Annotated in this window: 11 protein-coding genes and 1 pseudogene; 8 read left to right on the top strand and 4 right to left on the bottom strand. The window is 73.7% G+C overall.

Features of this window, described 5'->3' with window-relative positions; genetic code table 11:
• Positions 1 to 160: 160 nt before the first annotated feature.
• Entirely contained in the window at positions 161 to 1,675 is a 1,515-nt protein-coding gene (locus AB0399_RS38945; RefSeq protein ID WP_366414503.1) for a hypothetical protein, read from the bottom strand.
• Between the two features lie 219 nt (positions 1,676 to 1,894).
• Between AB0399_RS38945 and AB0399_RS38940 the strand changes: the two genes are divergently transcribed.
• From AB0399_RS38940 to AB0399_RS38930, 3 genes are all read left to right on the top strand, one after another.
• Entirely contained in the window at positions 1,895 to 2,488 is a 594-nt protein-coding gene (locus AB0399_RS38940; RefSeq protein WP_366414502.1) for a snapalysin family zinc-dependent metalloprotease, read from the top strand.
• Between the two features lie 581 nt (positions 2,489 to 3,069).
• Complete coding sequence (locus AB0399_RS38935; RefSeq protein WP_366414501.1) at positions 3,070 to 3,351, top strand: hypothetical protein; 282 nt, start codon at positions 3,070 to 3,072, stop codon at positions 3,349 to 3,351.
• Complete coding sequence (locus AB0399_RS38930; RefSeq protein WP_366414500.1) at positions 3,348 to 4,070, top strand: alpha/beta fold hydrolase; 723 nt, start codon at positions 3,348 to 3,350, stop codon at positions 4,068 to 4,070. Before AB0399_RS38935 ends, AB0399_RS38930 begins: the two co-directional genes overlap by 4 nt.
• A 29-nt stretch (positions 4,071 to 4,099) precedes the next feature.
• Here AB0399_RS38930 and AB0399_RS38925 read toward each other — a convergent pair whose 3' ends face one another.
• Complete coding sequence (locus tag AB0399_RS38925; protein WP_366414499.1) at positions 4,100 to 4,612, bottom strand: HAD domain-containing protein; 513 nt, start codon at positions 4,610 to 4,612, stop codon at positions 4,100 to 4,102.
• Positions 4,613 to 4,738: 126 nt separating this feature from the next.
• Between AB0399_RS38925 and AB0399_RS38920 the strand changes: the two are divergent.
• The 3 genes and pseudogenes from AB0399_RS38920 to AB0399_RS38910 form a co-directional block, all read left to right on the top strand.
• Positions 4,739 to 5,224: pseudogene (locus tag AB0399_RS38920) on the top strand (SigE family RNA polymerase sigma factor); the annotation flags it as partial.
• 371 nt (positions 5,225 to 5,595) lie between these two features.
• The gene (locus AB0399_RS38915; RefSeq protein ID WP_366414498.1) at positions 5,596 to 6,852 is read left to right on the top strand and encodes a hypothetical protein; all 1,257 of its coding nucleotides are present in this window, start codon (positions 5,596 to 5,598) and stop codon (positions 6,850 to 6,852) included.
• A 99-nt stretch (positions 6,853 to 6,951) separates the two neighbouring features.
• Entirely contained in the window at positions 6,952 to 7,578 is a 627-nt protein-coding gene (locus AB0399_RS38910) for a hypothetical protein (RefSeq protein ID WP_366414497.1), read from the top strand.
• Between the two features lie 77 nt (positions 7,579 to 7,655).
• On the opposite strand, the gene AB0399_RS38905 is transcribed toward AB0399_RS38910, so the two are convergent.
• Together AB0399_RS38905 and AB0399_RS38900 are read right to left on the bottom strand one after the other, a co-directional pair.
• Positions 7,656 to 9,017, bottom strand: coding sequence for a metallophosphoesterase (locus tag AB0399_RS38905; protein ID WP_366414496.1), 1,362 nt, complete (start codon positions 9,015 to 9,017; stop codon positions 7,656 to 7,658).
• Positions 9,018 to 9,122: 105 nt separating this feature from the next.
• Positions 9,123 to 9,581: an ACT domain-containing protein gene (locus AB0399_RS38900; protein ID WP_366414495.1), complete on the bottom strand. Its 459-nt coding sequence runs from the start codon at positions 9,579 to 9,581 to the stop codon at positions 9,123 to 9,125.
• Between the two features lie 728 nt (positions 9,582 to 10,309).
• Between AB0399_RS38900 and AB0399_RS38895 the strand changes: the two genes are divergently transcribed.
• Positions 10,310 to 10,678 carry a hypothetical protein gene (locus tag AB0399_RS38895; RefSeq protein ID WP_366414494.1) on the top strand — a complete coding sequence of 123 codons (369 nt, stop codon included), beginning with the start codon at positions 10,310 to 10,312 and terminating at the stop codon, positions 10,676 to 10,678.
• A gap of 159 nt (positions 10,679 to 10,837) precedes the next feature.
• Positions 10,838 to 12,235 carry a DUF4331 domain-containing protein gene (locus AB0399_RS38890; protein WP_329367441.1) on the top strand — a complete coding sequence of 466 codons (1,398 nt, stop codon included), beginning with the start codon at positions 10,838 to 10,840 and terminating at the stop codon, positions 12,233 to 12,235.
• Positions 12,236 to 12,307 lie beyond the last annotated feature (72 nt).

Here is a 12,307-nt window from a genome sequence, read left to right as displayed (position 1 = left end):
CCACCTCCCCGCCCGGGCGCCGGGTCCCCGGGCGGGGGGCCCCCCCCGCCCCGGCGCCGGCCGGTTTCCCGGGGGGGGGGGCCCCGCCCGGCCGGCCGGCCCCCCGCCGGCGCGAACCGCATGCGCGCGCCGTTTCCGCGCCCGGTCGCCGCGGCGAACGTCAGCTCACCGTGTACGCGTTGACGACGGTGGTGGTCGTCGAATCGCCGTGGCTGTCGTCCACCGTCGAACGCAGCGAGACCGTACCGGACTTGGGGTCGTGGACGGTCGTGGTCCATGTGCCGCCCGGGTGCTTGACGGTCTGTGCGTGCCAGGTCCTGCCGCCGTCGAAGGAGGCCCAGACCCGTACCTTCTTCGCCGTGTCGGAGAGTTGGCGCACCTCGGGGTCGGACGACCTGTTCCGCAGCATCCCCAGGTCGATGGTGGTAGTGGCGCCCGGCCGGGCCCGGTCGGACGAGTCGAGGGCCACCGGCGTGAACCGGGTCAGATAGCCCCGCACCTGCTCGGTCGCCTTGGGGTCGGCGTAGAAGTGCATGCTCACCGTCGCCTTGCTGGACGAGGCGTCGGCCGCGAGCTTGTGGAGGGGGTGCCGGGTGGCCGACTCGGTCAGCGTGTACCAGCCGGCGCTCTTGATCACCGGCTGGTGCGACTTCGTGGACAGGGACTTGCCGGCCTTGGTGAGCTTGTAGGTCGTCGTGGCCGTGCCGGGGGTCCCGAGCACGGGGTCCGTGAACATCCCGATGTCCCCGAAGTACAGCCGGTGTCCGGAGCCCCACGTGTACGGCAGGCCGCCGCTCGGGCCCCACACCGCGCGGTTGAGCGTGATGCCGTAGCTCTTGCCGGCGCTGTACTGGTGCGTCGGGCCGTAGACGAAGTCGTCGGCGGTCTCGGAGACCTGCCAGGACCCGCCGGTCAGGTGCGCGGTGAAGCCGTACGGCAGCGTGGCGGTGGCGTCCACCCGCGCGGAGGACGCCTGGCAGGTGTCGCTGCTGTTCCGGGTGATCTCGACGTTCGAGCGGCCGGTCTCCGGGCCGCGGCGGGCGGTCACCTTGAGCGAGGCCAGCGAGGACTGGTGGAAGGTGGTGGAAAGCCCGCTCGGCAGGCCCTTCTTGTGCACACCCGCGCCCACGTAGACGGGACTGCGGCCGTCGCCGCTCCCGGGCGTCCAGGTCGAGCCGTAGGCCAACTCGACCGTGGACAGCGACGACGGGATCACGAACAGGGTGCCCGTGCCCGCCCAGGCGCCGACGTCGCCGGAGCCTTCCGTGGTGCACAGGTCGACGGTGAACAGCTGGTCGTAGCCGCTGGGCGCGGCCGGGCTCAGCGCGGCCTTCACGGCGTGGCCCTGCCGGGCGTCGATGGTCGTCTTCGAACCGCCCGACACCGTCACCCGCTTGGCGCCGAGCGTGTCGGTGCCGTCCCGGGTGTTGAAGACGTCCACGATCACGTCGTAACTGCCCTTGGGCAGCTTCGCCGCCTTGCCGCTGGTCAGGTAGTACAGGTCGTGGGTCTTGACGTTGACCGCCTGCGGGCGGCTGGACACGGACCTCCCGTCCCGGCCGATGGTGCTGACGGTCAGTGAACTGCTCGCCGCGGCGGACGCGGAGCCGGCGTTCATCAGGAGGAGCGGCGTCAGCACGGCAGCGGTGCCGGCGAACGCGGTGATGCGTCGCATTTCAAGAACCCCCCAGTCATTGAAGAAAAGCAGGTGAATCTAGCACGGGCGCGGAGCCTGCCCCGGCGCCGGGGAGGCGCGGTGCCGTGGGCCGCCGACCCGCCCGGATCGGGCGGGGGTTCGGGAACTGCCGGGTGCCGGGTACTTGTGGAGGTTGTCGTGCTCATGATGCTCTGGTGACTTCTGGTGCAACTGATGCCAAGGAGGCGCACGAGTCTCATGATCAAGCGAACAGTCGCCATGGCGGCGCTCATCCCGGCCATGTTGGGCACGACGTGCGGGGTCGCCTCGGCGCACTCCGCGCCGAAGGCGACCACGGCGGTGGTCACGCTGACGTACGACGCCAGCCAGGCGGGGCAGTGGGCGAGCGCGATCACGCAGGGCGTGCAGAACTGGAACGACGCGGTGCACAACGTGCAGCTGGTGCCGGCGAGTTCGCCCGGCTCGGCCGACTACGTCTACGTGGCGACGGACGGCTGGCCCGAGACCACGCTGGGGCCGATCTTCCCGGGCGGCAGCGGTGAGGTGGAGCTGGGCCAGGAAGCGGTGGACGAGGGCTACGACGTGACCCGGATCGCGGCGCACGAGACCGGCCACATCCTCGGACTGCTCGACGACTACAGCGGCCCCTGCTCGGAGCTCATGTCCGGCCACGGCCCCGGCACTTCGTGCACCGACGCCACGCCGGACGCGGCCGAGGCGGCACAGGTCGACCAGAACTACGCCGACGGCGCGGCGGCGGCGGCGCGCCCGCACCACCGGCAGGTCGTGGTCGACGTCTGGTCGGTGCCCGCGCTCGCCGGCGCACGCTGACCGTTCGCCACACCGTCCTACGGTCGAAGGGTCCCGCCGCAGTGGGTGGGGCCCTTCGCACGTCCTGGCCTCAGGGGAGTTGGCCGGGGAGGGCGTGAACTCGACCGTTCTGCCGGGTGCTTGTGGCCCGTGCCGCACCCTCGGGGGTCGGCTCCGCCCGGCTACGGTCGCCCGGCGCGGGTCCTCAAGTGGCCTGACACGGGGACGCGTTGGCACCCCGGCACGGTTCAGAATCGGCCATCCCGGCATCTCGCGCGGGAGGGGACCCGAAGCACCGGGCGAACCCCCTTGCGACCAGCGGACGTTGGCGAATCCGGCCCGGGAGGCGTCCGCCCGAAGGACCCGCCGCCCGGCTGTCCGCGGCGCGCCCGCGTGCACCGGAACCGTCGCGCAGGGCGCGGCCCAAGGGCTGGGACGCATAGGTCTGTTCCGACGCCTTCCGTAGACTGCCCGTGTCCCGGGCCGCCTCGCCGAAGCGCCCGGCGCGGACCACGGTCACTAGCCTTGCTGCCAGGCGCTGTTGCGGAATCCCCGATCAGCCCGACGCGTTCGATGCGAGCCCGATGAGGAAAGGCCCCGCCATGAACGTGGAGCCCGGCGCGACCACCCGGCGAGCCGCCGCACCGGCGGCAGTAGCGGAGGGCGCCGATCGAGCGAGAGTGCCGGGGAGCGTGCCGGCCGTGGCGGGCGCGGTGGTCTTCTCGCCGGCCTTCCCGGCCACCGGCTGGGCCCTGGAGGGCGTGGGCCCGTGGACGGTGACCACCGTGCGCGCCGTAGTGGCCGTACCGGCCGCGGTGAGCGCGGGTGTCGCGGCGGTCGTGGCGCTGGTGTGCGGCGCCGTCACCCAGCGGGCCGGCCGATGAGCGAGGACCCCGGGCTGCTCATGACCCTGGGCCGGCGCAGCGGTCCACTGGACACCGTGCTGATCCACCCCGCGGGCGGCGGGCTCGGCCAGTACGTCGGCCTCACGCTCCAACTGGCCCGGCACGGCACGGTCCACGGCATCCGCGCGGCGGGCCTGCTGCCCGGCGAGCGCCCGGAGCGGAGCGTCCCACGGATGGCGGCCGCCTACCGGGAACTCCTCGACGCGCTGCCCCGACCGCCCGCCCTGCTCGCCGGCTGGTCGCTGGGCGGCATCCTCGCCTGGGAGTTGGCCGCGCAGGCCGCTGCCGCGGGGAACGCCGGGGATACGCCGCCGCCCGCTGTCGTCATGATCGACAGCCACCCCGAACTGGAACCGGACAACGCGCTGCTGCGCTCCCATCCGCTCGACAGCATCGAACACTCCGCCGGCGGGCTGTCCTCGGGCTTCGAGCCGGCGCTGTTGCGCTCCACCGCCGCCGCCCATCTCACCGCCGCACGAGCCCATCGCGTCCGACAGCCCAGCGATACCCCCACGCTCCTGCTCGCCTGCGCGAGCCCCGACCGCGAGGCGCAGATCGCCCGCTGGCGCTCGCTCGCCACCCGCCTCACCGTCCGGGACCTGGACTGCGGCCACTTCGACGTCTTCACCCCACCCCACCACAGACAACTGCTGGGCCACATAAAGGAGTTCGTCGACGGTCTCGCTGTGAAGGCCTGAACGCACCCCGGCGCCCCGCGGGCCTGACGTCAACGCGCCGCGCGCAGCCACGCGTCAACGGTGGCGAGGTCGGCGGCGGTGAGGCCGTGGCGGGGGTCGACCCGGTGCAGGAGGGCCGGGGCGGGGTGGTGCGCCCGCACCCAGGCGCGGTCGGCCTCGGTGATCTCGTCGTCGAGCCAGGCGAACGGCCGGCCGGCCGCCCAGTCCCGCAGGGCGCGGGTCTTCCAGTGCAGACCTCGGAGTTCGCCCCGTTCGGAGGGCTCCGGCCAGGCGACCACGGGAAGTCGCGGCAGGCCCAGGAGCGGCGCGAGGCACTCGTTGGCCTCGTCCTCCCACGTGGCGGCCCACACCAGGTCGCACGGCAGCGCCGACAGCCGGGGCCCGAGTCCGGGATCGACCCTGGCGAGCAGCGGATGCGAGCCGCTGTCCTGCGCGGTGTACGTGGGATGGCCGTTCGGGTACTCCTCCCGGGTCGCCCCGAAGGGAATGAGCGGTCCGTCGACGTCCAGGAAGAGCAGGGGCCGTGCCGATGAACCGATCACGGCCGCACGATAGCGGGCGTACCGCGTGCGGTTCGGCGGGTGCACAGGGGAGGCATAGCCGGCGGCACCCGCGCGCGTCAGTAGCGGCAGGAGGGGGCAATCGGCCGCCGGAGAGCGAAGGTGACCATGGATGCGGAAGACCAGGACAGTTTCCAGGAGTTCGTGGCGAACCGATCCACCGCGCTGCTGAGAACCGCCGTGCTGCTCAGCGGGGGCGACCGGCACGCGGCCGAGGACCTGCTGCAGAACGCGCTGGTCAAAGTGGCCAACCGGTGGCGCCGGATCGACGAGCCGGAGGCGTACGTCCGGCAGGTCCTGTACCGGCAGCAGATCAGCCGGTGGCGGCTCAAGGGGCGCCGCAAGGAGGTGTCCGTCGCCGAGCCGCCGGACGGCGCGGCCGGGGGCGACGGCACCGGCGCCGCCGACCTGCGCCTGCTGATGCGCGGCGCCCTCGCCCGGCTGACCACCCGTCAGCGCACCGTTCTCGTGCTGCGCTACTTCGAGGACCTGCCCGAGGCCGAGGTCGCCCGCGCGCTCGGCTGCTCGGTCGGCACGGTGCGCTCCACCACCCACCGCTCGCTCGCCCGGCTGCGCGCGCTGGCACCCGAACTCGGTGACCTCGACGGGTCCGCGGAACCGCGGCCGCCGCGGAGCGCCGCCCAGCGCGAGCCCGGCCACGGGCAGGCGCCGTACAGCGGCCCGGTCAGCGGCCCGGCCGGCGCTCCTGCGCCGTCCGACGGGTCCGACGAGTCCGAAGGGTCCACCGGCACGGAGGCCGCGCGGGCGACGGACGCGAAGGACACCGCAGGCCCGGCGAGCGCGGCGGACGCCGGGGACGCCGAGTCCCGCACCGCACCACCCGATCCGGCGCGGGCCCGGCGCCCCGCAGGTCGGGACAGGCCCGCCGCTCCCACCCGCCTGCCCGACGATCCCCGGGGCGCCGCCCGCCCGGCGTCCCCCGGCACCCCTCTGGAGGTACGACCGTGACCTTCGACGAACTCGTCCGCGACACGCTCCGCGAGCAAGCGGAGTCCGTCCGGCCCGCGCCCGCCGACCTGGCCGTGCGGGTCCTCGCACGGCGCGCCCGGCACAGGACGCGCGGCCTCACGGCGGCGACCGTCGTGACCGTGGTCGCCGTCGCCGCCGCGGTGGCCACGCCCACCATGCTGGACTCCGGCCACGGGCCGGACCGGCACGCCCGGCACGACGGTTCAGCGGACATCCCCGCCGTCACCGGCGTCGAGAGCCATCCGTCGCAGTCCCCGCCCCGCGACCGTATCTCCGCGGGGAACCAGGTGCTGGCCGCCTACTACTCCACCCGCGACGTCCGCCAGCCCGACCACGACGTGGTCCAGACCCGCACCTACAGCCTGCTCGACCCGGACACCGGCCGCTACGCGACGGACTCGCGCTGGTCCGACGTGGTCGTCGCCCCCGGTCTGCGCACCGCGGCCGTGCTGGAACAGGCGCTCCCGGCCCGCCGGGTGGGCATCCTCGACCTCGGCACGGGCCGGGTGACCCACTGGATTCCCGTGCCGCAGGGCGCGGCCGCCCTGGACCTCTCGCCGGACGGCAGCAAGCTGGTGGTCACCACCTACGACCAGAACCCGAACCGCCTCTTCTGGGCCAAGCGGATGTCCGTCACCGACGCGAAGGGGACGTCGTACCAGCCGCAGCCGGAGTACTCCCGTACCGGTTTCTCCGTCATCGACCTGCCGTCCGGGGCGGCGCGGTGGCACGCGCTGGCGCCCGACACGTCGATGCCCCAGGGCCTCCCCGTCGGTTCCGGTGCCGCCTTGCAGTTCAACGACGACGGGACGCTCCTGACCGAGCTGCGGATGGCCGAGCCCCACCTCGTCTTCCTCAGCCTCGACGGGACCACGGTGCCCGCACCGGCGAAGGAGAAGCACGAGGACCCCGAACTCGCCCCGGCCGGGCTGTCACCCGACGGCAAACTGATGGCGGGGGACTTCGCCGGCGAGGGGTCGAAGACCGCCACCGAACTGCTCGACCCGGTCACGGGCAAGCGGGCCGCGCTGCTGCGCGGGCAGAAGCTGCTGGCCTGGGTCGACGACCGCCACCTCATCGCCTGGGACATCGCGCCCGGCGGCAACGAGTTCGGCACCCGCCTGGTGATGGTCACGGTCGGGAGCAGCAAAGAGGTCCCGCTCTCCGGAGCGCGGCACACGAAGCAGGAGGAGTCGCCGGCGCGCTGGGAAGCCGTCTTCGCCCATCGCTGACCCCGCGCGGTGCGGCTCCCGCTCTGGGAGGATGCGGTGCGGCGCACCGGGGGAACGGGGGAACGGGGGAACGGGGCAACGGGGCAACGGGGGAATCGCATGGGGCTCGACTACAGCTACGAGATCTTCGTCCCCGCCCGGAACGTCGCCAGGACGCTGGCCGCGCTCGCGGAACTGGCGCCACGAACCGGCAGGGTGCCGCCACTTGAGGTCACCCTGCCGGGCGGCGTGCCGCTCGTCGTCCCGTTCACCTCGAACTTCGCGAGCGAGCCGGTCGACTGCTCGGCGGGCGGCACGCTGGATCTCGACACCACGATCATGTTCGGCGTCGACGACGCGGTGCGCGCGTACGTGGAGGGCGGTGGCCGCGCACCGGGACCCGAACCCGAACCCGGACCCGGACCCGACGGGCTCGGGAGGGCCGGGATCGGGTACATCTACCTCACGGTCCGGTTCGCGTCCGCGCCGCACCCTCGCTACGCGGCGCTGGAGTTCACCGCGGCCACGTCGCGGATGAGCGTGATGTTCGAGCGGTCCGCGAGCGTCAGAACGGTGTTCACCGGCCTGGCCGCCGCCGGCGGCGGCGCGTGCTGCGTACTCGACACCGAGAGCGACGCCCTCCAGGTCTGCTGGCTGAACGGCCGCACCCTCCGGGAGATGGTGCCCGGCCCCCGCTTCCCGAGCCTGGACGACCTCGCGGCGACCTGGCCCGACCAGGACCCCTGAGGACGCCCGGCCGCACCGCGAGGCGCGCGGGGCCGGAGCCTCGCCGGCCGGCCCGGCTCGTCCGCCTGCCCGGCCGGTCAGCCGGCGTCGCCGGCCGGCCGCAGGGTGAGCAACGTGATCTCGCTCGGTGCGAAGACCCGGAAGGGCGGGCCCCAGAAGCCGCTGCCCCGGCTGGTGTAGAGCTGCGTCCGCTCGCCGTGCCGGCTCAGGCCGTGCACCACCGGCTGGTCGATCCGGACCAGGAAGTTGAACGGCCAGATCTGCCCGCCGTGGGTGTGTCCCGACACCTGCAGGTCGATGCCCGCGGCGGCGGCCTGCTCCACGTACTTGGGCTGGTGGGCGACGAGCAGGACCGGCCGGTCCGGGTCCGCTCCGGCCAGCGCGCCGGCCAGGTTCGCGCGGTGCCCGGCCAGGCCGGAGGACTCCGCGGTCACGTCGTCCACGCCCGCGAGCACCAGGTGGTCCCCGCCGCGCTCCACCACGACATGGCGGTTGTGCAGCGGCTCCCAGCCGAGTTCGGCCATCCGGTCCAGCCAGCCCTGGGCCTCCCCGAAGTACTCGTGGTTCCCCGTGACGTAGACCTTCGCCAGCCGGGCGCGGATCGTGCCGAGCGGCGCGGACTGCTCCCGGCGCTGGACGGGGGTGCCGTCGGCGATGTCGCCGGCGTGGACCACGACGTCGGCGTCGAGCGCGTTGGCCGCCTCGGCGACCCGGGCCGACCAGCCGGCCCGGTCGATCGGCCCGTAGTGGGTGTCGGCCAGCACCACGACCCGGGTCCCGTCCAGGCCGTCGCCGAGCCGCGGGACCCGCACGTCCAGCCGCTTCACCCGGGGTACGCGCATGGCCTCGTAATGCCCCCAGGCCAGCAGGACGGCGGAGACCGCGGCGACGGCCACGGCGACGACCCTGCCCCGGTCGGCGCCGCCGGTGCCGAGCCCCATCAGCACGAGGTGCACCAGACCGCCCAGCACCGACCAGGTGAACAGCACCCAGACCACACCGAGGGTGCTGTCCGCGACCCGGGCCGCCCGGTCGGCCCGCCGGCGCCCGTGGCCCGCGACCATCAGGAAGGGGAACGCGACCAGCCCGCACGCGAAGACGACCGTGCCGGCCACGAAGACCGGGACCGGCCAGCCGGCGCCGGAGCCGAACAGCGTCCACCAGGGCAGGACGAACAGCAGCGCGAGGACGAGGAACACCACGCTCCCGCCCAGCCGCCGGCGCAGGGACCGCCGCGGACCCGCACCTCCGTCCCCGGCCTCGGCCTTGCTCCCGGCCTCGGCCCCGTTCTCGGCCTTGCTCCCGTCCCCGGTCCCGGCACCCGCCACGGGCGCGGGACCGGCCTCGTCCTCGGGCCGGGTGACGGCCACGACGCTCTCCGGCCGCTTACCGGCCGCCCGAACGTCCGGCCCGGACCGGGTGGATTCACCGTCTGCCATTGCGCCGCCCTTCACACCCGCCGCCCCACCGTCAGCCCCCATCATCCGGCACCCGGCGCCGAGTCCGAAGGCCCCCACCAGTGGCCGCACGCGACAGCGTGGGGATCAGCGCCGCCGCCACGCCCTGATGACCTCGCGGCACGCGGCGAGGTGCCGGTCCGCCACCAGGAGGACGAGGTTGCCGGCGTGATCGCTGTACTGGGCCTCGACGTTGACCTCGGCGTCGCCGAGCAGGCGGGCGAGCGCGCCGAGTTGCCCCGGTGTCCCCTGGTCCAGGCGGGCCATGACGACGTCGCGGGCGAGGGCGGGGCCGAGCCCCGCGGCGGCGACGGCGGCCAGGGCGGCGGGGCCGTCGTCGACGAGGTAGTGCGCGACGGCCTGTCCGTCGCGGGTGAAGACGCCGCCGCCCTCCAGGCTCACCCCGCGCTCACCCAGCGCCTGTCCGAGGTCGGCCAGCGCGCCGGGGCGGTCGGGCAGCCGGACCTCCAGGTCCTGCGGGTGGGCCGTCGCGACGTCATCGCCGGTGGTTCGCGCCCGCACCGGCCGTTCTGTGGGTGTGTCCATGGCCGAACCATGCGCGCGCGACGCTTCGGCACCGACCGAAGCGTCCCCGCCGTACCGTCGCTCCCTCGCGCACCGCCCTCTTGGCGCACCGCCCCTGCCCCTTCCCCTGGCGGGTGCGGGCGTTGACGTACGGAACGCCGGGGGCCGGTGTCGGGGATCAGAGGATTTCCGGAACTCCCGTGACGGCGCGGGGTATTTCGTGGCCGGGCAAAAGAGCGCACGGGAGAGAAGCGCCCACGGGGGAATCGAGAGCGCCTGAAGCACGCGGGTGCACGTTTTCCGTGACGGGACGAGTGGTCCGATCCACCTCCTGAAGACGGCCTGCCGTATTCCCTTCGGCGCCGCGGGTGGCGCGGATTGGGCTGACGGCGCCTTGCCCGCGAGATTCACTCTGAAGCATCAACGGCCCGGTCCCGGCCTGCGGGAACGTCCGGTTCGCCCTTCGTGGCGGTGGCGTCGGGCGGCGGACTGGATCTTGACGGGAGGGCACCTGGCCGCTTCACTCCGAAACGGTCGCGACTTTCCCTGCCGAGGATCGCGGTTCCCGATATCCGTCACCGTGCCACCGAGTCCTTCTCCCCGCCGCGGAATCCGGGAGATCCGGTTCCTGACGACCTCGCGACCGGCCTTTTCCCGGGTCCCGCATTCGGTGGCGCCGAGCTGTTCCGGTGTCGCACGACCCGAACCGCGAAGGCCGTCGCGCTTTTCCACCGAGCCAAGGAGCGAGCATGTCCGCACAGCACCCGCAGCATCCGCAACCCCCGCAGCACCCGCGGGAAGAGAGCCCGTCCGGGCCGGGCGTCGACCGGCGGGGCCTGATGAGGAACGCCGGGATGATCGGCGCCGCCGGGCTCGCCGCCGGAGTGGTCCTCGGCGCCGGTACGGCCGGAGCGACCGCGGCCGCGGCCGCCGAGCCCGCCGCGGCGAAGGCCGCGCCCGAGCCGGCGGTCGCCGAGGAGCCCGAGCTGTCCCAGGAGCCGTTGATGGTCCGGGTCGGTGACGCGGCCCGCGGCGAGCTGGACTTCTTCCACGGCGAGCAGCACCACCGGGTCGTCGACCCGGACCTGACCCGCGCCCTGTTGCGGCACGCCCGCTGACGGCAGGGCCCCCGTGCGGTCCGACTCCCTTCTCCGCCAAGGGAGTCCGCACCCCGATCCGCCCGCCCGGGTTCCCGCCCGCCCGGGTTCCCGCCCCCGCGCCCCCGCACCCGCCCCGCGTTCCCGTATCCGTACCCCCGAACCAGTGAGGCCCGCTGAATGTCCTCCCACCGCGAAGCCCCGGAGATCTCCAAGGACCCCGTGGCCGACAGCACGGACGTGTACGCGTTCGTCAGCCCGGACCGCCCCGACGCGGTCACCCTGATCGCCAACTACATCCCGCTGCAGAACCCGGCCGGCGGCCCGAACTTCTACGAGTTCGGCGACGACGTGCTCTACGAGATCCACGTCGACAACGACGGCGACGGCCGCGCCGACGTCACGTACCAGTTCCGCTTCACCACCAGGATGCGTACGCCGGGCAGCTTCCTGTACAACACCGGCCCGATCCTGACGCTGGACTCGCCGAACTGGAACCGCTTCCAGACCTACACGCTGACCCGCGTGGACGGTCAGGGCCGCAGCACCGTGCTGGGCCGCGACCTGACCTGCCCGCCGTGCAACATCGGCCCGCTGTCGACGCCGGACTACGCCAAGCTGGCGCAAGCCGCGGTGCACACCATCGGCAAGACCTGCAAGGTCTTCGCCGGGCAGCGCGCCGAGGGCTTCTACGTGGACCTCGGGTCGATCTTCGACCTGGGCAACCTGCGCCCGTTCCAGGAACTGCACAACCAGTACGGCATGAGCGTGTTCACCCAGCCCGCCCCGGGCGTGAACACCACCAAGGAGCTGAACGTCCACAGCCTCGCCGTGCAGGTGCCGATCGCGGACCTGACCCGGGACGGCTGGCACGGCAAGGACGCGTCCGACCCGCGCGCCACCATCGGCGTATGGACCTCGGCGAGCCGCCGCCAGGCGCGCGTGATCGAGGAGGGCCGCGGCCAGGAGCAGGAGTCCGGGCCGTTCGTGCAGGTCTCGCGACTGGGCAACCCGCTCTTCAACGAGGTGCTGGTGGCGCTCGGCGAGAAGGACGAGTGGAACGCGCTGCCGCCCAGCGACGACAAGCGCTTCGCCCACTACGTCGCCCACCCGGAGCTGGCGAAGCTGCTGCCCGGCCTCTACCCGGGGGTGTTCCCGAACCTCGACGCCTACAACAAGTCGGGCAAGTCCCGCGCCGACCTGCTGGCGATCCTGCTGACTGGCATCCCCGAGGGCGTGGTGCCCGGGTTCGAGAACTTCACCGGCACCACCCAGGCCGACATGCTCCGCCTGAACACCTCGGTCCCGCCCGCCGCCCACCCCGACATCCTCGGTCTGGTCGCGGGCGACGCCGCCGGATTCCCCAACGGCCGCCGGGTCTTCGACGACGTGGTCACCGTGGAACTGCGCGCCATCGCCGGCGCCACGCTCCCGCTGGTCGACAAGTCGTACACGCCTGACGCCGCGGCCGGCCAGATCACCGACGGGCTCACCCCGGCCGACGTGACCAACCCGTACCTGGACCACTTCCCCTACCTGGGCGTGCCGTACGACGGCTACCACCACCCGGCGTCCTGACCCCACCGCGTCATCCACCCGGCGGCGGGGCGACGCCCCCCCGCCGGACCCCCGGAGCCCCCCCCAGCACGA

It is taken from the genome of Streptomyces sp. NPDC088194, from assembly GCF_040702025.1.
Taxonomy (GTDB): domain Bacteria; phylum Actinomycetota; class Actinomycetes; order Streptomycetales; family Streptomycetaceae; genus Actinacidiphila.
Note: the sequence above shows the minus strand (reverse complement) of the source record. Positions and strands in the feature narration are given on the sequence as shown.